Source organism: Gilliamella sp. X-57 (genome assembly GCF_057063565.1).
Genome location: NZ_JBXSQI010000007.1, coordinates 1 through 20,684 on the forward strand (window position 1 = coordinate 1; position 20,684 = coordinate 20,684).

Genomic DNA, 20,684 nt, shown 5'->3' on the forward strand with positions numbered 1-20,684 from the left:
AAGGTTACCGTCCACAGTTCTACTTCCGTACAACTGACGTAACAGGTACTATCGAATTACCAGAAGGTGTAGAAATGGTAATGCCTGGTGATAACATCAAAATGACAGTATCATTAATTCACCCAATCGCGATGGCTGAAGGTTTACGTTTTGCGATTCGTGAAGGTGGTCGTACTGTTGGTGCTGGTGTTGTTGCTAAAGTTATTAAGTAATTCAAGCATTAGCGACCATAGAGAGGGTATCGATTGATGCCCTTTCTTATCTAGTCTGTTTAGCAAAATGCTTTTTTGAAAGAGCATTTTGGAAAATAGATATTATTATACACAACATAATCATAGGTTTTATATGCTAGTAAGTAACGAGAGTCAAGATACAAATATTATTCTAGACAAAACAAAATGGATTTTAGTTCTAGTATTGATTGCGTTTGTTGTTTGGGGAAATTTTTATTTTGCTAAACCTAATGATATTTATCAACCTAATACAATCGTTCGGACTATTGCGGTTGTAGTCGTTTCCCTATTAACTTTGTTCATTGCGTTCACAACAAATAAAGGCAAAGCGTTCTTTGTATTTTTACAAGAATCCCGAAAAGAGTTAAGAAAAGTGGTATGGCCTACGCGTAAAGAAACAGGTCAAACAACTTTATTAATTGCGGCAATTACTATTATTGTTGGCTTGTCGCTTTGGGGAATGGATTCTTTATTTCGTTCAATAGTCTTTTATTTAACTTCAATAGGGCGTTAATATGAGTGAAACACAACAACAAAAACGATGGTATGTTATTCAAGCTTATTCTGGTTACGAAGCGCGTGTTGCACAATCATTACGTGAATATATCAAATTGCATAATATGGAAGATGCATTTGGTGAAGTATTAGTGCCAACGGAAGAAGTCGTTGAAATGAAAAGTGGTCAACGTCGTAAAAGTGAACGAAAATTTTTCCCTGGTTATGTATTAGTTGAAATGATGATGAATGATGCAACTTGGCATTTAGTGAAAAGTGTGCCAAGAACAATGGGCTTTATTGGTGGTACTTCTGATAGACCAGCACCTATTAGCCAACGCGAAGTTGATGCTATCATGAACCGTTTGCAACAAGTTGGTGATAAACCGCGTCCTAAAACCTTGTTTGAGCCAGGTGAACTTGTTCGTGTTAACGAAGGTCCATTTGCTGACTTTAACGGCGTTGTTGAAGAAGTTGACTACGAAAAAAGCCGCTTAAAAGTATCCGTTTCTATTTTTGGACGTTCAACGCCTGTAGAGCTTGATTTTAGTCAAGTGGAGAAAAGCTAATCTTTTGATATAGTTTTTTCACTGAATTAGCAGTATCTTTTACAAAACCACAAGAGTCTATCTTGTGGTTTTTCTTTTATAAAATAAATATAATACCTTTCGAGAATTTGAGAATAATAGTTCTGTTTCTAATATATTTAATCAAAGTGAGTCGCCAAGGTAGATAAAACCACTATCGGATCATAATTTAACTTATTATTAATATAATACAGGCAATCTATTCTTTTTTAGATTTTTTTATTCTTTTACCCATATCAAAGTGATATCCCAACTAATAGTTAGGCCAACGTGCTTCGATTCCTATATTATTAACTATTAAAGCAATCATGACTAATAAAACCGAACCTATAAGTACTGGTGTTATCAAGAATGAATAGTCAGTAATTCCGGACATCATGATTAGAATAGGGTTTGCACCAGCTGGAGCGTGAACTACACGTAGTAACTGCATCAATGCGATAGATGTCCCAACTGCTAATGCTATCGGTATAATTCCATTACTAAATAAATTAATGAACAACACACCTATAAAAGACGAAATAAAATGCCCTCCGATTACACTTCTTGGTTGCGCTAATGGAGATTTAGGTACAGCAAATAACAAGACGCATGTTGCGCCAAATGGAGCCATAATTGCTAATGTACCTCCCCACTGAGTGATTACGAGCAAAGTCAAAATCCCTAAAGCACCCCCAATAAATCCTCTCAATATAGCTACTGCGTGAGGTTTAGGCGGCATCACCTCTCTTCCTTTTAATTTTTCTAGCATAAATCTCTCCTGTTTGGTTAATGTGGGATTTTAATAAAACTAGTAATCGCATTAAGTAAACGGCACTGTTTACTTAATGTATATTTATTAATCATAAAGGTCAAATATTATTTATAATTAACTATATTAGAGTTGTTGTGATAGAATCAAAAATATTCTAGCAATTACAAATAATAAAAAATGAAATTTAAACCTGAAATTGTTGATACGATACTTGTTGCGGCTGAATCGCTGTTTAATGAATATGGTTATCATCCTGTTAGTTTAGAGCTTGTTGCAGAAAATGCAGGTGTATCAAAAAGAACATTATATAAATATTTTGGTGACAAAAATGGGCTTGTAAGTAAAGTGTTACTTAAGCGGAATGATTTTTTTAAAAAATCACTTACAGATGTTATCGCTGTTTTTTCTGAGAAAAAAGACAAAATCAATGCAATTATTTCATGGCATATAAAATGGTTTAAGAATGATAATTACCGCGGTTGCATGTTTGTACGAGCTAAGTCTGAATATAACAATAAAAGTGAAGAAATATGCGCTATTGTTAGTGAACATAAAAAATGGATTCAAGATAGGATTTTTGAATGTCTAGGAGGCACAAAGTCATGTGAACAAGCATCTTGTCTAATTATGTTGATACTTGAAGGTATGATATCTTGCACATCCGTTTTTGGTATTGAGGGATATGATTTTGAACAGGCAAAAATGTATATCTATGATATCGTCGATAACATTGGCGAGGATAACCTATGAATTTAAATAGCTGGCTTATAGACAATGGATAGCCATTACCTAAAGCCTCTTAATCGAAATGATCAATTTAATCTAAATTAAACGATTCCAGCTGTTGTTGTAATTCTAACCATTGTAGTTCTGTTTCTTCTAATTGATTTTTAAGTTGGCTTTGCTCTAGTAACAAAGTTGTAAGTTCGTTTTTATTGCTCGCGTCATAGATTGTAGGATCAGAAAGTTGTTCTTCAATTTGCTTTAATTGATGGGTTAATTTATCAAGCATCTGTTCTTCTTTTTGTAACTGTTTTTTTATTGGCTGCATTTGTGCTCGTAATTCAGCTTGTTTACGTTTTTGCTCTTTACGATCTTGAGCTGATATATTACATGTATTTTCTTTTTTTGGTGAATTTATTTCGTCATTTGATTGGTTATCATTTTTTTGTGCTTCGGCTAACCATTTTTGATAATCATCAAGATCGCCGTCAAATGGTTCAACTTTATGATCATGGACTAAATAGAATTCATCGGTAGTCGAACGTAGTAAATGGCGATCATGTGACACCACAACTAATGCACCGTCAAAATCAATTAGCGCTTCAGTCAACGCTTGTCGCATATCTAAATCTAGATGGTTAGTTGGTTCGTCTAATAAAAGAAGATTCGGTTTTTGCCAGACAATTAAGGCTAAAACAAGCCGCGCCTTTTCACCACCCGAGAAAGTTTTAACTGGCTCGGTGACTTTATCGCCTTGAAAATCAAATCCACCTAAATAATTACGCAGTTCTTGCTCTGTATTTTTCGGTTCGGCAAGTTGCGTTAAATGCCAAAGTGGTGACTCATCGGGGCGTAGATATTCTAATTGATGTTGAGCAAAATAGCCTAATTTAACACCTTTAGCGAGATTAATATGTCCTTCTTTAGGTGCAAGTTCTTCGGCGAGTAATTTAATAAGCGTTGATTTCCCTGCACCATTGCGCCCTAATAAGCCAATGCGCGAGCCCGGAACTAAATTAAGTTTAATTTTTTCTAGTATAATTTTATCATCGTAACCCGCTACGACTTTGTCCATCATTAACAAAGGGCTTGGTAAGAATTCTGATGGCTTAAAATTAAAATGAAATGGATTATCAACATGCGCAGGTGCAATCAGTTCCATTCTTTCTAACATTTTTATACGGCTTTGTGCCTGTTTAGCTTTTGTTGCTTTGGCTCTAAAGCGATCGATATAATTTTGTAAGTGTGCAACTTTGAGTTGTTGGCTTTCATAAAGAGACTGTTGTTGAGCAAGTTTAGTTGAACGTTGGATCTCAAAGGAGGAATAATTGCCCGTATATTCAAATAAACTTTTTTGTTCAATATGAATAATTTTATTGACTAAAGGATCTAAAAAATCACGGTCGTGAGAGATTAAAATCAACGTTCCTGGATAGTTACTTAACCATTTTTCAAGCCAAATGACGGCATCTAAATCAAGGTGATTGGTTGGTTCATCAAGCAATAATAAATCAGAACGACACATTAATGCCTGAGCCAAATTTAATCGCATTCGCCAACCACCAGAATAGGATTTAACCGGTAACATTAATTGTTCATTAGAAAATCCCAGTCCATGTAGTAGCGTTGCGGCTCGAGCGCGAATTGTCCATGCATCAATGGTATCAAGCTTTTCATGAATAACCGCAATTTGCTGACCATTATTTTGTTCATTAGCGGTATCTAACTGTTTTTCTAATTGTCGATACTCACGATCGCCATCAATGGCATATTCAATCGCAGGGATATCTAATGCCGGAGTTTCTTGATTGACCCAAGCGAGTTGCCATTGCGATGGTATATTTAACGTGCCAGCATCAGCTTGAATTTCACCTTTAATCAGTGAAAAGAGCGTCGATTTTCCACAACCATTTTTACCCACTAACCCAACTTTTTGTTGAGGATTAATGGTTGCTGAAGCATTATCTAAAAGCAAGTTAACGCCTCGGCGCACTTGGATTGAATCAAAAACTATCATGATATTTTTGTCTATTATTCAAAATAAAATAGGTTAATAAAAATTGTTTTAATCATCCAAAATCAGGGACGTTATAAAACAATCAATTTAAACAAAAAAGCCCTTTGTTAAAACAAAAAGGGCTTAAATTTAATTATTCACAGGACTATTTTTTTATTGCTGATAAAGCACGACGAATAAAGAACGTACATATACCAACAAAAACAAAGAGACCTAAAAGTTGAGGTAACATACCTAAATCGAGCGGTAGTGCAAGTGGAGCATCATTTCCACCATTGGTGATGCTAATCACAATCACAATGGCTAATAAAACGCCCACTAAGCTTTCACCAACAATCAAGCCTGATGCAATTAATGCCGCTTTACGATCAGCTTTTTTGAATTGCTCTTCTGGATCTAAATTTTGTGCTTTGGCTTTTTTGTAAGCATTACGTTTAATTACCCATGATAATAAAGTGCCAATAAAAATTGGTGTTGTGATGCTTGGTGGTAAATAAATACCTAAACCAACAGCAAGTGCAGGTATGCGAAAGTTAGATTTATTTTGGGCAAGAATTAAATCAATAATAATAATGACAGCACCTAAAGCAAGCCCTATTAAAATCATTGTCCAGTCAAGTTGATGGGCAAAAATACCTTTAGCAATTGTTGTCATCAGTGTTGCTTGTGGTGCAGCCAAAACTTGAGTTGCATCCATGTCCGAACGAGGTAAAGCGCCAGTAAAGCCGTAAGCGTTATATAAAATCTCTAAAATAGGCGCAATAACAATTGCACCAACAACACAGCCAATTAATAATGCCACTTGTTGTTTCCATGGGGTAGCATTAACCAAATGACCTGTTTTTAGGTCTTGTAAATTATCATTTGAGATACACGCTATTGCCAAAACAGCACTAGTAGTAAAGAGTGCAAGGGCTGTGGCAAAGTTGGAGCCTTCAATAGAAGCTAGCATACCATTCGCTTCACCTAAGCCTAATAAAATTAATGAAATGACAACCACTGCAACAATTGCTATTCCTGATATTGGGCTTGCTGATGAGCCAACAAGTCCAGCCATATAACCACACGCGGCAGCTACTAAAAAGCCCATAATAAAAGCAAATAATACAGCGCAAAAAACTAATGTCCAAGCCATGCCTGCTGATAATCCACTATCGGCAATAAAGCTATAAAAAGTCACTAACAAAATAACTAACATACCACCCATAATTAATAAAATAGCTTTAGGTGATAAATCCCGCTCGGTTGATGCAATATCGTTGCCAGACACATCTGAACGCATACTTTTAAATGATATTTTTAAACCTTCAATCATCGGTTTGATTAATGTTAGTAATGTCCAAACCGCTGCAATAGCAATGACTCCCGCACCAATAAAACGTATATCTTTTGCCCAAAATCCCATTGCAACTTTAGATAAAGGCTGACTGGTATCATAATCGGTGATTGCACTTAAAATTGGAACACCAAATACCCAACCAATAATAGTTCCAATTAAAATAGCAATGCCTGACATAATTCCGATCAAATAACCCGCACTCAGTAACGCTAACGAGAATCCCATAGGCAGTTGAAAAATGGATTTGCCAGCGGTAAACCAATAAGCAGTACTTTCAGATAACAGGCGAAAACCATTAGTAAAAAGACTAACAATAGAGGCAATGATGCCGCCAAATAAAATATCCTTTAAACCATCATTAGCTTCTTTATTATCGGATTTAGATCCCGCCTTTAAAATTTCAGCAGCGGCCACCCCCTCAGGATATGGCAAATTACTTTTAACGACCATAACATGACGCAATGGAATTGAAAATAAAACCCCAAGCATTCCGCCTGCGGCACATATTGCGAAGGTTAGCCAAAAGGGAAAGTCTTGCCAGTAACCAATCATTAACAAACCCGGAAGCACAAAAATAATTGAAGATAATGTTCCTGCTGCTGATGCCTGAGTTTGCACCATGTTATTTTCTAAAATAGTTGAACCCGAAAACAGTTTCAATATTGCCATTGAAATCACTGCCGCAGGAATTGCGGATGAAAACGTTAATCCAACTTTCAAACCAAGATAAACATTTGATGCAGTAAAAATGACAGTAATAAGAGCGCCAAGAATGGTGCCCCTTAAAGTAAGTTCACGTAAATTATTCATATATCAATAAAGTTAATTTAATAGGGGAGTATTATATACTTAATTCGCTTTTATCGCCTAGAAGTTCCGTAAATAGCTCTAGTTTAGTGGCTTTTATCATTATTTTGGGTGAAATAATTAGCAAAAATATCAAAATATATTGGCATTAACCTTTAAAAAAATAACCGTTTTATTATGAAACCTTTACAATGACGCTGATTAATTACTTATTTGTGGGGGATATTTTGAACGCATTACAGCGCTTACAAGCTATTATCAAACAACTTCGCGATCCTGTTAATGGTTGTGAATGGGATCGAGTTCAAACTTTCGCATCACTAAAATCGTATACTTTAGAAGAAACTTATGAAGTTTTGGATGCAATTGATAAGCAAGACATGGATGAATTAAAAAAAGAACTTGGTGATTTACTATTTCATATTGTTTTTTATGCTGATTTAGCCCAAGAACAAGGAAGCTTTGATTTTGATGAGGTCTGTTTAGCGGTTGCTGATAAGTTAGTTTATCGTCATCCCCATATTTTTACCGAAAATAAGGTAGAAAAACCTAACTGGGAACAACTTAAACAAAAAGAGCGTGATCAAAAAGCACAATACTCATTGCTCGATGATATTCCCCAAGCAATACCCGCCTTAATGCAAGCTGAAAAAATTCAAAAACGTTGTGCTTCGGTTGGTTTTGATTGGCATGATATAAAACCTGTGCTCGATAAAGTTAAAGAGGAAGTTGGTGAAGTTGAGCAAGAGCTTGAACGAAACAAGCAAGATCCACAAAAAATTGAAGAAGAGTTAGGTGATTTACTGTTTGCGACCGTCAATTTAGCTAGGCATTTAAAGGTTAAATCTGAACTCTGTTTACAGCAAGCTAATAAAAAATTTACTCGGCGATTTCAACAAGTAGAATCGATACTTAAACAAAAAAATCTGGCTTTGACTGATGCAACGCTTGAACAAATGGAAGACGCGTGGCAAAGTGTTAAACAATTAGAACAGATTAAACTCAATAGCGAAGTGGATAAAAATGACTGAACAAAAAAATGAACTGTATCAAGAAATCGAAGCATGGGCACAAAATGCGATATTAAATAGTCCAACATGGAGCATTAATCAGCTTGATTACTCAGAAAAAAGCATTACGGTTGTTGAAATGATCATCAGTGAACTGGCTGAAAAGAACTTCAGCATATCAGAAGAACAACTCAACATGATATCGCAAGAATACGGATGTTATTTATTACTCACCGCTCATAAATTATACGGAGGTGAATTTTATTGGAACGAAGAGTTTGAACAACCCATGTTAATTTGCTGTGAACCTGATGCCATGATAGTCCTCATGACATGGAACAAAGTCAAAGGGCGTTTAGTGGGCGATAAAGCTGATCATATTGCCTATTTCTTAGATGAATTTGGTAAAGCGACTTTCCAGCCAGAAAAAGGCAAGCATGTGGTTTATTTGTAATAAAAACAAAACGACGAAAACAGATAAATATGAATTATCCATTATGTTATTAAATTAAATGGAGATTGGACGTGAGTTACAAACTTTATATAGGCAATAAAAACTACTCAACATGGTCTATGCGACCTTGGGTTGCAATGAAGCATTTTGGCATCCCTTTTGATGAACAGCTTATTCGATTTGATAACTTTGACGATAATTCTACTTTTAAAGCAACCGTATCTGCAATATCGAAATATGGAACAGTCCCCATTTTAGTTGATAATGATGTGGTTATATCTGATTCTTTGGCTATTTGTGAATACTTGGCTGAAAAACATACCAATTTAGCTTTATGGCCGACAGATACTAAAAAAAGAGCTATCGCTCGAAGTTTAGTGGCTAAAATGCATTCAGGGTTTCCTGCAATACGAAACCATTTACCGATGAATATTGAAGCGGAGTTTTTCGAAATAGGGCAAATTATTTTACGCGATCATGCTGATGTTAAAAACGAAATTTCTCATCTTGATGAATTGTTATCTTCCTTCTTAAGTCTTAATTCATCTCAATCTAACTACTTATTTGGTGAGTTTACTCTTGCTGATGCTTTCTATGCGCCAATGTGCTTAAGACTCAAAAATTTTGGTATTAAAACATCGGCAACGTTAGCCAACTACATTGACACTATTTGTCAAACTAATAGCATCAAAGAATGGATAAATGGCGCAATGCAAGAAAAACACTTTATTGTAATGGATGAACCTTATCGCCTACATAGATAATGAACACGTTCTTTGATATTTCAAGTAGTTGTGTGATAGTAGCTTCGTATATTTGAAGCTATATTATCATTTTCATGAGGAAAACTTCAGGTAGTTTATACTTCATGATGAAAATACTTTTATAAAAACTTATAAGGCGTTTTGTCGAAAATCGTTTGAATTTTTAGCTTTCTATTTTTTAAATAGCTAACCATTTGCTGATTATGCCTCGTCTCTATTAAAGTGCGTAGCAAAATTTCCGCTTACTCATTTATTTGAGGGCTGGTGTGTTTGGTGAATTTTTAATTGATACGATGATTATCACACGTTTTAAAAAATGGGATACAGTGAAATTGCTATTCATTACCAAACGGTATAGAATCCTGAATATTTTTTACAAAAATTTAGCTTAAAAAGTGAATGGTTGTGTCAATGCCCGATAGTGAGCATACAGCTTATCTATAAAATGACGCTATCTGTTCTCGTGTTTTATATTCAATGGGAATCGTGCTATTTAATGTCTCATTAGGTCCTTCGGTGCGATAAATGGTTGGGCAACTGACCGTAAAGTGGTTAGCCAAATCGGTCATGGTGATTTTTCTTTATGATATAAGCGCACTATATTGCTTGTTTGAGATACGGCGTTATGTCTATGCATTACAGCCATTTTGCAAATTACGGTAAACAACGCGCGTAATTCCTACAATTAGTGAATCAGCATAGATGCTGATATATAATTAAAAAATTATCAAGATAAACAACTATTGGGAGAAATGAAATGAAAATACCTACTTATTTACAAAAATACGCAGTAGATATTAAAGAAAATGACCCTGATTATAATGGGCTAACATCTTTGTATATCCAATCATCAAATAAAGAACAATGGTTCGAGATTTACTATTATGGTGAATTATACAATGGCTATATTACTGGAACAGAACCAACATTTTGCAACATGAAAGTTATTGCAAAATCCATTGAAAGCAAAGAAGAAATATTGCTGTTTGATGCCACAGAATACGGATATAATGGGATGCTCTGTGATGGTCACTCTAAAGAAGAGAAAAAGAATAGACCACTTACCAAACTTGATGTTCCTGCGTCAAGAATAAAACTAGCGATTGGATACAGTATTGATTATGAAGAAGAAAAAGAATATTTTGACTTTGATGAAAATGGTCATGTAATACTGATTGATGATCGTAGAATAACGTGGCAAAACTTACAGCATGATGGTTTTGATTGGCTATATATTTTATTAATTGATAAAAATGGAGATGAGTTAGAAGTAGTCAATGCAGAACTTGCTTAAACTTGAGTTATTTTATTAACGACGATAGCACTGTTAAACCACATGCAGCGATTTCAAGTAAACTAGCTTATGAGTTTTTGATGGATTATTTTAACTGTGTAAATAACTCGGCGTTTTGCTATATATCATTTTTAATAATAACTAGTTGTTAATTAATAAAATATTGTCATTAACTAAATCAAATAAGCTACAGTAAAAGCAACAAATATGTACCAGCAATAAATATTGTAATGGACAATAGCATCTATAATATCCTTTATCTTTTGTATAAATAATATGTTGTCAGGAACATTATTTAGAATTTCTCTATTGTTTTTATACTAAAACGCATAGTTATCTGAAAGTTTTTGACAACTTTTTAGAATTTTAATCTAAAATCCAATAAAAAGACGATTTGGCTTTAATGCTACTGTAGTTGATATTGGTCGTTATACCGCACTTGTTTGTTATTTGCTACTATTTGAGCGATATATCTCGTATTGAGTTATCGCCATTCTTATCCGACTTAGTGCAAATAATGAGCTTTATTATCATGGTTTAGCTTGTTTGTTAGCCTAATTTATAAAATCTAAATTAAAAACCCATTTGTGCAAAAAATAATTTCCGAATGATGTTGAGATTTGTCAGTAATCTGATAGCAAAAATATTTGATATATTTTTATAAATCATTAATTAAAAAAATTTGACTGTAAGATGCTTTTGCGGTGAACGCAAAATCGAGTAAACTAGCAAAAAAACATTAATTAGTTTTAATAAATTCCGTAACCAAAGTAGATAACGTAATGAACGAACAATTAAACTCAGATAATGAAAATATTAAATCAAAAAGAGCCATTCGTAGTTTTGTTTTGCGACAAGGTCGTTTAACAAAAGGTCAAGAACAAGCTTTAATAAACTTATGGCCTATATTTGGTATTGAATATGATGCAAATGCACCTATTTGTTTTGATGCTAACAAACCGCTAGTCCTTGAAATTGGGTTTGGTATGGGGGCTTCTTTAATTGAAATGGCCAAAAATGCACCTAATAAACACTTTTTAGGAATCGAAGTGCACAAGCCAGGGGTGGGCGCTTGCTTAATGGCGATTGAAGAAAACCAATTATCAAACTTAAACGTGATGTGCCATGATGCTGTTGAAGTATTAGAAAATATGATCCCAGATCATTCACTAGACAAAGTGCAAATCTTTTTTCCTGATCCTTGGCATAAAGCCAGACATAACAAACGCCGTATTATTCAACCCCAATTTGTACAGCTAATTCGGCAAAAATTAAAATTAGGTGGTATTTTGCACCTAGCAACGGATTGGCAACATTATGCTGAACATATGTTAGAGGTTTTAACCCAAGCAGAAGGTTTTGAAAACTTATCACCAAGCGGCAATTACATTCCAAGACCTGCTGATAGACCAATTACCAAATTTGAAAAACGAGGACAAAATTTAGGTCATGGCGTTTGGGATCTCCAATTTGTAAATAAATAATGATGCTAAGGAGCCACTATGCAAAATGAAACGATCGATCTACTTTGTCGGCATCGCTCTATTCGTGCTTATAAAGCAACTAGCTTAACTCAAGAGCAAATAGCTTTAATTGTTAGCGCAGCACAGTCGGCTTCTAGTTCTAATTTGATTCAATGTTCAACAATTATTCGTATTACAGACCCCAGCAAACGCGAAAAACTAGCTCATTATGCAGGCGATCAAAAGTATGTTATCCAAGCACCTGAATTTTGGGTGTTTTGCGCCGATTTTAATCGCCATTATCAAATTGATCCAAAACTTAATCTTGGCAAAGCAGAGCAGCTATTATTGGGCTGTGTTGATACAGCAATTATGGCACAAAATGCCGTAACCGCAGCCGAATCATTAGGATTAGGTGCTGTATATATTGGCGGATTGCGTAATCATCTTGATAAAGTAACGCAATTACTTGATATACCGAAATACGTCCTGCCACTTTTTGGGCTTTGCCTTGGCTACCCCGATCATCATCCAGAACTAAAACCAAGATTACCAAAAGAGTTAGTGTTTTTTGAAAACCACTATCGACCAATTGATCATGCTATTTTGAAAAAGTATGATGCTCAAATGGATGATTACTATGAAACCCGTAGTACCAATCAGAAAGTCGGTGGTTGGAGTGATAAAATTGCTAATACAATAAATAATGAGCAACGCGATTTTATTCTCAATTATTTGCATAAACAAGGATGGATCATAAAATGAACAATAACCATTACCAATTAGATAAAGTCGTTATACTTAGCCGTCATGGTATTCGCACACCATTACAAAACACGTTACAATTTTTAGAGAAAGTCACTCGCTTTAAATGGCCAAAGTGGGATCACCCTTATGGTTATTTAACCACGCGTGGTGGAGTATTAGAAGCCTATTTTGGCCGCTATTTAGCAACTTGGCTTGAAAAAAACAATATAAAATTATCAACACATAATACTGAATTATTTGTATATGCTAACAGCTTGCAAAGAACCGTCGCGACGGCTCAATTTTTGATAACAGGTGCCTTTGCTGGATATGATATTCCTATTCACCATAAATTCCCGATTGAAAAAATGGATCCGATCTTCGATCCTAGTTTGCAATACGATTCACCCGAATTTAAACATGCCGTATTGCATGATATCGATGAAGCTGACAAAGCGGCTAACATTTTTAGCAATCTAGCTCCTGCTTATGAAATTCTTTCTGATATTTTAGATTATAAAAATTCGAAGTTATATGCAAAATATCAATGTAATTTAGCCGATATTCCATCAGAACTCTATTTTAAAAAACACGAAGAACCAGCACTGCTAGGGCCTCTTGCAATAGGCGCTTCGGTCGTTGATGCATTTTTATTACAATACTATTCAGCCTTCCCTAAAGAACAAATCGCATGGGGCAGGCTAACTAGCCAAGAACAGTGGCAACAACTTATCGAAATTCGTAATCAATATATTAATTTTGTTTTCCATTCTAAAACACTTGCCAAACATTCTGCAACGCTCCTTATTAATATGATAAATGATCTTATGCACAAAGATAATAAAGTGAATCTACTGGTTGGGCACGATAGTACCATTGCAGCGTTACTTGGCATATTAAACTTTAAAGACTATCAGTTACCCAATCAATTTGAAACAACTCCCATCGGTGGGAAAGTGGCTTTACAGCGTTTTCGTCACTTACCTACGGGTGAATATTTCTTTAAAGCCGAATATATTTATCAAAGCTTTGAACAACTCCATAACGGTCAAGTACTTGATGCCAATAACCCGGCACAACACTATCAGCTTCAACTGGAAAATGCTTCTGTTAATAGTGATGGTTATTATGATTGGTCAGATTTTGAAGAACGAATGGAATCTATCAAGACTAAATAATTAACCATTAGATTACCTAATTCTGCCTATCATGGAGGGAATTAGATAATCTCATCATATACAAAAGTACATTGTCAAAAGTTTCGGGTAAGTAAGTGTATAAATATCAGTGTGTTTCCCACTAGTATAGAACAAAAATACAAGACACTAAATAATATTTATATGTCAATGTCATTAATTTTAAGAAAGAGTATATTTTACTTGTTTAAATCTATACCAATAAATCAAGCTGAATCTTATTATTGATATTGCCTTTTATTTTTGCAAAACAATTATCTATTATCTATTATATTTATGTTCACCTTTACAAGACTAATGTATGTTAAAATCTGCTTCGCAGGAACATATCTATTCCTAGGCTTGATCGCATTTAGTTTTACTCTGATTTCTTCTTTGCATTATCATAGCGTGAGCCATCGGATCTATGGAGGCATAAGAACAGTGAAGAATCTGAAGATTAACGGAAAATCACTATAATTATTACATTAGATAAAGGTTTTATTATGAAAATATTAGTCACTGGCGGCTGCGGATATATAGGAAGTCATACCTGTGTCCAACTCATTCAATCGGGCTACACTCCCATTATTATTGATAACTTGTTCAACAGTAAAGTATCAGTATTAGATAGAATACAAAAAATCACGGGTCAATCTGTCAATTTTTATCAAGGCGATGTGTGCGATGAAAAACTATTAACTAAAATTTTTGCAGAACATGATATTAAAGCTGTGATTCATTTTGCAGGATTAAAAGCAGTCGGTGAATCGGTACATAAACCACTTGAATATTATGAAAACAACGTTTACGGCAGTATAGTACTTATGAAAGCAATGCGTGCTGCTGGTGTTAAACAGTTAGTGTTTAGCTCATCAGCCACTGTCTATGGCGAACTCGCTCCTGTACCTTATGTTGAAACCTTACCACAAGGTTTACCAACTAGCCCATATGGCAAAAGTAAATTAATGGTAGAGCAATGTATCATGGATTTGGCCGTTGCTGAACCTGATTGGTCACTGACTTTACTACGCTATTTTAACCCTGTTGGCGCACATCCAAGCGGATTAATGGGGGAAGATCCACTCGGCATTCCTAATAATCTTATGCCTTATATTACCCAAGTTGCTGTAGGCAAGCGAGAATCATTAGCAGTTTTTGGCAATGATTATCCAACAACAGATGGCACTTGTGTTCGTGATTTTATTCATGTCGTTGATTTGGCTGATGGGCATATTGCTGCACTAAAAGCTGATCATAACAAAACAGGCGTACATATTTATAATTTAGGTTCAGGTGTGGGCTACAGCGTATTACAAGTTATCAAAGCGTTTGAAAAAGCGTCAGGGAAACCACTTAATTGGCATTTTGCACCAAGACGAGCAGGAGATTTACCCGCATTTTGGGCCGATGCTAAAAAAGCTGAGCAAATACTAGGTTGGAAAACCAAACTCACGCTTGATGACATGGTAAAAGACTCATGGAATTGGCAATCAAATAACCCTCAAGGTTATCCTGATTAACAAATAAGTTAAATAAGATTAAATATACAAAATTAAAAGAAGAGACAAAAAAGGATATTTTTAATCCTGTTGTTCATCCTCATCGTTGTCACAGCCCATTGATCAATCAATGGGTGCTTGTTTTTCCACGTATGGCAAAACGTCTATGGCAAGGACAACAAGAAATATCATCCGCTAATTATAATGTATTATTTGTTTTTACTAATAATTTTTCAGCATTAATGAAAAAACTACGCCTAAAAATCGCGATCCATTATTCCAGCTACAAATCGCAAAAGGCACTAGTCGAATGATCTGTTTTTCACCTGATCACAGTAAAACATTATCTGAATTTGTTTTGTCCGCTATTAGGGCTAATTGCTTTTTACCCAATGAGATTGCGCGCAACGATCTAACTATATGAAATTATTTTGAAAAATATCAGAACAGTTTATTAGTTGATTATGTCGAACTAAACGCTGGCTTGCCATTGCTCCTTTATTACATTCCGTTCCGTCACAGTAGAAAATCACTATCATTTACCCACCTATGCCAATAGTATCACCAATAATAATCTAGTTAGTGTCACTATATTCAATATGATTTGCGGTAGCCAAAGCTTGTATCTGAGAAACGTCAAGAACGACAAATAACTGGTGGTTATGATCATGCTTATTTATTAGATAAAACAAAAGCTATCGCTGCCGAGCTTATTTCGTCGGATAATAAAGTAATGATGAATGTGATTACAACCAAACCTTCGTTACAAGTTTATACTGGCAATTTTTTGCAGCATACACCAAATCGACACAATGGGGAATATGGCAACTTTGCTGGCGTGGCATTAGAAGCGCAATTTTTACCTGACAGCCCTCACCATGCTAACTGGTCACAACCAAGCTGCTTATTACAGCCAGATCAAACTTATCATTATCAAACAACTTATCAATTGATCATTTTATAAATGATTCAATAACTGTAAAAAACACAATAAAAAGCCAAATAAAATTAATTATTCTATCTGAATAATTCTATTAAATTCTTTATTACTAAAGGCACTACCAAGTAATATTCCGCCATTAATTGTATTAATGCAATTAATAGGATTTTGTCAGCTTAAGCTAACAATCCATAACAAAATTAGGTATCATATAACCATCATCGCTAATGGATAATATGAAATATGAAAAGCAAAACCTTAACGGCTATTTTCCCTGGCACTTTCGATCCCATAACTAATGGTCATATCGATCTTATTACACGAGCGTCATTACTCTTTCCTCGCTTAATTATTGCTATTGCAGAAAATCCAAGTAAAAATACGCTCTTTTCATTAGAAGAACGCGTTAATTTAGCTTCAACCGCCGTTGAACACCTACTTAATGTGGAAGTGATTGGCTTTGATAATTTAATGGCTAATTTTGCTCAAACCCATAATGCAACAGTGATCGTACGTGGTGTTCGTACAACACACGATTTTGAATACGAAAGGCAACTTGCTGAAATGAATCGTGCGTTAAAATCTGATTTAGACACTATCTTTTTGATGCCATCTATTGCAATGGGATTTATTTCATCAACAATTGTAAAAGATGTCGCCTTCCATGGCGGTGATATTACAAATTTAGTGCCACTGCATGTCAAAACAGCATTATTAACGCGCTTAGCATAAATAAACGTATATGGTTAATTTTTACACTCCACAGAAGAAAAAACTCACACCACAAAAATTGACAGTCACAGTCTTATCCTTAGATGCTTTTGGGCAAGGCATTGCCAATCATAAGGGTAAAACAATTTTTGTTAAATCAGCCTTGCCAGATGAAACTGTTGATATTGAACTGACTGAAAATAAAAAAAATTATGCTAAAGCTAAAGTCATTCGATACCATAATCAGAGCAAAGATCGCGTTAAACCACAATGTGAATATTATCAACAATGTGGCGGTTGTGAATTACAACATATTTCCCCAAATTTGCAACAAAAAGCAAAGTATGATGCGTTAATCAATCTGTTACAAAAAGAAACAGGGCAACCTTTGACAAATATTATTGAAAGCTCCCCCCAAATTATTGCCGATCAGCCTTACCATTATCGTCGACGAGCAAGACTTTCGATTAATGTTGTTAAAGGTAAATTGGTCATTGGATTTCGCCAAGCTGAATCAAATCAAATAATTAATATCAAACATTGTCCGGTATTAGTTGACGAATTAGATGCGTTGTTAGCACCATTACACAGCATGCTCAATTGCATAAAACAGAAAAAAGCACTTGGCCATATTGAATTAATGTCGGTCGATAGTGGTATTATTTTTGTATTAAGGCATACCATGCCTCTGGTCGATCAGGATGTTAACCTATTAAAACAATTCGCCGAAAATAACCATATTTCGCTTTATTTTCACGGCAAAGATTTAGTACATATTACTGGTAATACCGAACATTTTTATTTGATTAATCATTTAAAATTAACCTTCAGCCCACTCGATTTTATTCAAGTAAATAGTAAAATTAATCAAAAAATGATCGAGCAAGCACTTGATTGGCTAACGTTACAACCTACTGACCAAGTCTTAGATCTGTTCTGTGGTATGGGTAATTTTTCATTACCTATAGCTACATTAAGTAAAACATTAACGGGCATTGAAGGTGTTGATGCCCTAGTTGAAAAAGCAAAATTTAACACTATATTAAATAGCACTGAGATTTGTGCGGAAACCAATTTTTTAACTAGTAACTTAGACGATACCCAACAATTTTCGATATGGAGTCAATCACAATATAATAAAGTATTATTAGATCCAGCAAGAGCTGGTGCGTTTAATGCGACAATAGAAATTGCAAAATTAGCTCCGTCAAAAATCGTTTATATATCCTGTAATCCTGCGACGCTAGCCCGAGATAGCAAACAACTTTTAGATGCAGGATATCAAATTGATCAAGTTGCTATATTAGATATGTTTCCGCAAACCAAACACATTGAATCAATGCTGTTGCTAATAAAATCAGGAACATAAATTATGGTATCTATTCGAGGCGCACACCAACATAGTGAAGAACATTACTCGCTGACTCAATTTGATGTTGAACGATGGATAAAACAAGAATTGTTATTAACCAGTCCAACATTTTATAAAAAGTTTAGAGAAGTTTGGGATTTTTGTTTTGAAAACAGCGCAGGTGCGCCGGAGCAAACTTTTTGTTTCGAAAACGCAATAGAAATGGTCGAGATTTTATCGACACTTAATATGGACATTAATAGTTTATGTGCCGCTTTATTGCTTCCTTTTGTTGATAACAAAATCATTCGTCGAGAAGATATTCCTGAAGATTTTGATCGTGAAATTTCTCATATTATTTCTAACATTGTCAGAATGAAGGAAATTCGCCAACTACGAGCCATTCGTAACGGCAGCGCCACTACCGAACAAATTGATAGTATCCGTCGTATGCTACTTGCGATGGTCAATGACTTTCGAAGTGTAGTAATTAAATTAGCAGAACGTATTACCTATTTACGCAATTTAATTAATGCCCCCCAAGAAGAACAAGTGCTTGCCGCTAAAGAGTGTTTTAACATTTATGCCCCTTTAGCTAACCGTTTAGGCATAGGTCAATTAAAATGGGAGTTAGAGGATTTTTGTTTCCGCTATTTATATCCAGATGAATATCGTTTGATTGCTAAAAAATTGCAAGAAAAGCGATTAGATCGTGAGTTGTATATCAAGCAATTGGTTCATCATTTACAAGCACTGATGAATCAAGATCATATCCGCGCTGAGGTTTATGGTCGCCCTAAGCATATTTATAGTATATGGCGCAAAATGGAGCGTAAGCATCTCGAATTCGAGGATCTATATGACATCCGTGCCGTACGGATTATCTGCGATCGTATTGAGGATTGTTATAATGCATTAGGCATCGTCCATAGCCATTACAAACATATCGCTAAAGAATTTGATGATTATGTCGCTAATCCAAAACCAAATGGTTATCAATCAATCCATACTGTCGTTTATGGACCACAAGATAAAATAATCGAAATTCAAATCCGTACTGAACAAATGCACAATGATGCTGAACTAGGCGTTGCCGCTCATTGGAAGTATAAAGAAGGCAGTACTGACAAAATGACTGCTTATGATCAGCGAATTTCTTGGTTGCGTAAATTATTAACATGGCAACAAGAGATGTCTGAAAGCGGTGAGATTCAAGAAGCTGTGCGTAGTCAAATTTTTGATGACCGCGTTTATGTTTTTACCCCTAAAGGCGATGTTGTTGACTTGCCTGCGGGTTCAACTCCACTTGATTTTGCTTATCATATACACAGTGATGTTGGGCATCGTTGTATTGGTGCTAAAGTCGGCGGAAGAATTGTACCATTTACCTACCATTTAAAAATGGGTGATCAAGTTGAAGTCATTACCCAAAAACAACCTAATCCAAGCCGTGACTGGCTAAATCCGAATACTGGATTTGTTAATAGTAGCCGTGCAAGAGCTAAAATTCAAGCTTGGTTTAAAAAACAAGATCGACATAAAAATATTGTAGCAGGTCAGCAAATTTTAGAGCACGAGCTTGAACCTTTAAATATTAGTTTAAAAAGTGTTGAAAAACTCTTAATCAATAAATATAACGCTCATTCTTTTGACGAGGTACTTGCTGGTATTGGTAGTGGTGATGTAAGAATTAATCAATTAGTCAACTTTATCAATGCTCAATTTAACAAACCAACGGCTGAAGAAGAAGATGAAGCCGCCTTAAAACAGATTGCCCAAAAATCGAACGCTCAAACCAAAAATACCAATAAGACCGGTAATAAAAAAGGCAGTGAAATTATTATTGAAGGTGTGGGTAATTTAATGTACACCATTGCAAATTGCTGTCGCCCAATTCCTGGCGATCCCATTGCGGGATTTGTTACTCAAGGGCGGGGTATCTCGATTCATCGAGCTGATTGTGAACAATTGCAAGAACTAAAAAATCATGCTCCCGAACGTATTACTCATGCTGTTTGGAACAACAATACCTACTCAAGCTATACCATGGTGGTACAAATTGTTGCTAACGATCGCAGTGGTTTATTGCGAGATATTACTACAATTTTGGCTAATGAAAAGGTTAATGTTCTTGGTCTAATTAGTCGCTCGGATATGAAGCAGCAATTAGCGACTATCGATGTTGATATGGAAATTTTTGATCAGGATTCGTTAAATCGAGTACTCAATAAAATAAAACAACTACCTGATGTTATTGAAGCCAAACGTTTTCAAGGCTAATTGACATGTTAAATTGCCACTTTTTATTTAGTGGCAAT

20 protein-coding genes and 1 pseudogene are annotated in these 20,684 nt (G+C 35.1%); 17 read left to right on the forward strand and 4 right to left on the reverse strand.

Annotated features, from left to right (window positions below; all coding sequences use genetic code 11):
* The 3 genes from ACYIAL_RS04545 to nusG all read left to right on the forward strand — a co-directional run.
* On the forward strand, window positions 1-212 hold a 212-nt coding region (locus ACYIAL_RS04545), incomplete at its 5' end, for an EF-Tu C-terminal domain-related protein (protein WP_483751097.1).
* 133 nt (window positions 213-345) lie between these two features.
* On the forward strand, window positions 346-747 hold the full coding sequence (secE, locus tag ACYIAL_RS04550; protein WP_065638494.1) for a preprotein translocase subunit SecE: 402 nt from the start codon (window positions 346-348) through the stop codon (window positions 745-747).
* 1 nt (window position 748) lies between these two features.
* Window positions 749-1,297 carry a transcription termination/antitermination protein NusG gene (gene nusG, locus ACYIAL_RS04555; RefSeq protein WP_085248546.1) on the forward strand — a complete coding sequence of 183 codons (549 nt, stop codon included), beginning with the start codon at window positions 749-751 and terminating at the stop codon, window positions 1,295-1,297.
* A 271-nt stretch (window positions 1,298-1,568) separates the two neighbouring features.
* On the opposite strand, the gene ACYIAL_RS04560 is transcribed toward nusG, so the two are convergent.
* Window positions 1,569-2,066: an HPP family protein gene (locus ACYIAL_RS04560; RefSeq protein ID WP_483751098.1), complete on the reverse strand. Its 498-nt coding sequence runs from the start codon at window positions 2,064-2,066 to the stop codon at window positions 1,569-1,571.
* A 180-nt stretch (window positions 2,067-2,246) separates the two neighbouring features.
* On the opposite strand from ACYIAL_RS04560, the gene ACYIAL_RS04565 reads away from it, so the two are divergent.
* A complete protein-coding gene (locus ACYIAL_RS04565; RefSeq protein ID WP_483751099.1) occupies window positions 2,247-2,819 on the forward strand; it encodes a TetR/AcrR family transcriptional regulator in 573 nt (190 codons plus the stop codon).
* Window positions 2,820-2,886: 67 nt separating this feature from the next.
* On the opposite strand, the gene ACYIAL_RS04570 is transcribed toward ACYIAL_RS04565, so the two are convergent.
* Both ACYIAL_RS04570 and ACYIAL_RS04575 read right to left on the reverse strand, forming a co-directional pair.
* Entirely contained in the window at window positions 2,887-4,809 is a 1,923-nt protein-coding gene (locus ACYIAL_RS04570) for an ABC transporter ATP-binding protein (protein WP_483751100.1), read from the reverse strand.
* 145 nt (window positions 4,810-4,954) lie between these two features.
* A complete protein-coding gene (locus ACYIAL_RS04575; protein ID WP_174797025.1) occupies window positions 4,955-6,958 on the reverse strand; it encodes an OPT family oligopeptide transporter in 2,004 nt (667 codons plus the stop codon).
* A 224-nt stretch (window positions 6,959-7,182) separates the two neighbouring features.
* Here ACYIAL_RS04575 and mazG point away from each other — a divergent pair, with 224 nt between their 5' ends.
* The 3 genes from mazG to ACYIAL_RS04590 all read left to right on the forward strand — a co-directional run bounded on the left by mazG (window position 7,183) and on the right by ACYIAL_RS04590 (window position 9,183).
* Window positions 7,183-7,986, forward strand: coding sequence for a nucleoside triphosphate pyrophosphohydrolase (gene mazG / locus ACYIAL_RS04580; protein ID WP_483751101.1), 804 nt, complete (start codon window positions 7,183-7,185; stop codon window positions 7,984-7,986).
* A complete protein-coding gene (locus ACYIAL_RS04585) occupies window positions 7,979-8,419 on the forward strand; it encodes a phage holin family protein (RefSeq protein ID WP_065638500.1) in 441 nt (146 codons plus the stop codon). The genes mazG and ACYIAL_RS04585 overlap by 8 nt, the downstream gene beginning before the upstream one ends.
* Before the next feature lie 71 nt (window positions 8,420-8,490).
* On the forward strand, window positions 8,491-9,183 hold the full coding sequence (locus ACYIAL_RS04590) for a glutathione S-transferase family protein (protein ID WP_483751102.1): 693 nt from the start codon (window positions 8,491-8,493) through the stop codon (window positions 9,181-9,183).
* A gap of 434 nt (window positions 9,184-9,617) precedes the next feature.
* Here ACYIAL_RS04590 and ACYIAL_RS04595 read toward each other — a convergent pair whose 3' ends face one another.
* A complete protein-coding gene (locus tag ACYIAL_RS04595; protein WP_255458436.1) occupies window positions 9,618-9,752 on the reverse strand; it encodes a hypothetical protein in 135 nt (44 codons plus the stop codon).
* A gap of 188 nt (window positions 9,753-9,940) precedes the next feature.
* Between ACYIAL_RS04595 and ACYIAL_RS04600 the strand changes: the two genes are divergently transcribed.
* The 10 genes and pseudogenes from ACYIAL_RS04600 (at window position 9,941) to relA (ending at window position 20,646) form a co-directional block, all read left to right on the forward strand.
* Entirely contained in the window at window positions 9,941-10,477 is a 537-nt protein-coding gene (locus ACYIAL_RS04600; RefSeq protein WP_483751103.1) for a hypothetical protein, read from the forward strand.
* 782 nt (window positions 10,478-11,259) lie between these two features.
* Window positions 11,260-11,961, forward strand: a complete 702-nt coding sequence (gene trmB, locus ACYIAL_RS04605) for a tRNA (guanosine(46)-N7)-methyltransferase TrmB (protein WP_065638502.1) — start codon at window positions 11,260-11,262, stop codon at window positions 11,959-11,961.
* Between the two features lie 18 nt (window positions 11,962-11,979).
* Window positions 11,980-12,705 carry an oxygen-insensitive NADPH nitroreductase gene (nfsA, locus tag ACYIAL_RS04610; protein ID WP_483751104.1) on the forward strand — a complete coding sequence of 242 codons (726 nt, stop codon included), beginning with the start codon at window positions 11,980-11,982 and terminating at the stop codon, window positions 12,703-12,705.
* On the forward strand, window positions 12,702-13,865 hold the full coding sequence (locus ACYIAL_RS04615) for a histidine-type phosphatase (protein ID WP_483751105.1): 1,164 nt from the start codon (window positions 12,702-12,704) through the stop codon (window positions 13,863-13,865). The genes nfsA and ACYIAL_RS04615 overlap by 4 nt, the downstream gene beginning before the upstream one ends.
* Window positions 13,866-14,368: 503 nt before the next feature.
* Complete coding sequence (galE, locus tag ACYIAL_RS04620; RefSeq protein ID WP_483751106.1) at window positions 14,369-15,385, forward strand: UDP-glucose 4-epimerase GalE; 1,017 nt, start codon at window positions 14,369-14,371, stop codon at window positions 15,383-15,385.
* Window positions 15,386-15,441: 56 nt separating this feature from the next.
* Window positions 15,442-15,734: pseudogene (locus ACYIAL_RS04625) on the forward strand (galactose-1-phosphate uridylyltransferase); the annotation flags it as partial.
* Between the two features lie 279 nt (window positions 15,735-16,013).
* Window positions 16,014-16,328, forward strand: a complete 315-nt coding sequence (locus tag ACYIAL_RS04630) for an aldose epimerase family protein (RefSeq protein WP_483746957.1) — start codon at window positions 16,014-16,016, stop codon at window positions 16,326-16,328.
* A gap of 219 nt (window positions 16,329-16,547) precedes the next feature.
* A complete protein-coding gene (gene coaD, locus ACYIAL_RS04635; RefSeq protein ID WP_483746941.1) occupies window positions 16,548-17,036 on the forward strand; it encodes a pantetheine-phosphate adenylyltransferase in 489 nt (162 codons plus the stop codon).
* A 10-nt stretch (window positions 17,037-17,046) separates the two neighbouring features.
* Window positions 17,047-18,384, forward strand: coding sequence for a 23S rRNA (uracil(1939)-C(5))-methyltransferase RlmD (gene rlmD, locus ACYIAL_RS04640; protein WP_483746940.1), 1,338 nt, complete (start codon window positions 17,047-17,049; stop codon window positions 18,382-18,384).
* Between the two features lie 3 nt (window positions 18,385-18,387).
* Window positions 18,388-20,646, forward strand: a complete 2,259-nt coding sequence (gene relA / locus ACYIAL_RS04645; protein ID WP_483746939.1) for a GTP diphosphokinase — start codon at window positions 18,388-18,390, stop codon at window positions 20,644-20,646.
* The last annotated feature ends 38 nt before the right edge of the window (window positions 20,647-20,684 follow it).

Coding starts and splice junctions, on each gene's coding strand:
- secE (WP_065638494.1), top strand. CDS start 346: ATGCTAGTAAGTAACGAGAGTCAAGATACAAATATTATTCTAGACAAA.
- nusG (WP_085248546.1), top strand. CDS start 749: ATGAGTGAAACACAACAACAAAAACGATGGTATGTTATTCAAGCTTAT.
- ACYIAL_RS04560 (WP_483751098.1), bottom strand. CDS start 2,066: ATGCTAGAAAAATTAAAAGGAAGAGAGGTGATGCCGCCTAAACCTCAC.
- ACYIAL_RS04565 (WP_483751099.1), top strand. CDS start 2,247: ATGAAATTTAAACCTGAAATTGTTGATACGATACTTGTTGCGGCTGAA.
- ACYIAL_RS04570 (WP_483751100.1), bottom strand. CDS start 4,809: ATGATAGTTTTTGATTCAATCCAAGTGCGCCGAGGCGTTAACTTGCTT.
- ACYIAL_RS04575 (WP_174797025.1), bottom strand. CDS start 6,958: ATGAATAATTTACGTGAACTTACTTTAAGGGGCACCATTCTTGGCGCT.
- ACYIAL_RS04585 (WP_065638500.1), top strand. CDS start 7,979: ATGACTGAACAAAAAAATGAACTGTATCAAGAAATCGAAGCATGGGCA.
- ACYIAL_RS04595 (WP_255458436.1), bottom strand. CDS start 9,752: ATGACCGATTTGGCTAACCACTTTACGGTCAGTTGCCCAACCATTTAT.
- ACYIAL_RS04600 (WP_483751103.1), top strand. CDS start 9,941: ATGAAAATACCTACTTATTTACAAAAATACGCAGTAGATATTAAAGAA.
- trmB (WP_065638502.1), top strand. CDS start 11,260: ATGAACGAACAATTAAACTCAGATAATGAAAATATTAAATCAAAAAGA.
- nfsA (WP_483751104.1), top strand. CDS start 11,980: ATGCAAAATGAAACGATCGATCTACTTTGTCGGCATCGCTCTATTCGT.
- ACYIAL_RS04615 (WP_483751105.1), top strand. CDS start 12,702: ATGAACAATAACCATTACCAATTAGATAAAGTCGTTATACTTAGCCGT.
- galE (WP_483751106.1), top strand. CDS start 14,369: ATGAAAATATTAGTCACTGGCGGCTGCGGATATATAGGAAGTCATACC.
- coaD (WP_483746941.1), top strand. CDS start 16,548: ATGAAAAGCAAAACCTTAACGGCTATTTTCCCTGGCACTTTCGATCCC.
- rlmD (WP_483746940.1), top strand. CDS start 17,047: ATGGTTAATTTTTACACTCCACAGAAGAAAAAACTCACACCACAAAAA.
- relA (WP_483746939.1), top strand. CDS start 18,388: ATGGTATCTATTCGAGGCGCACACCAACATAGTGAAGAACATTACTCG.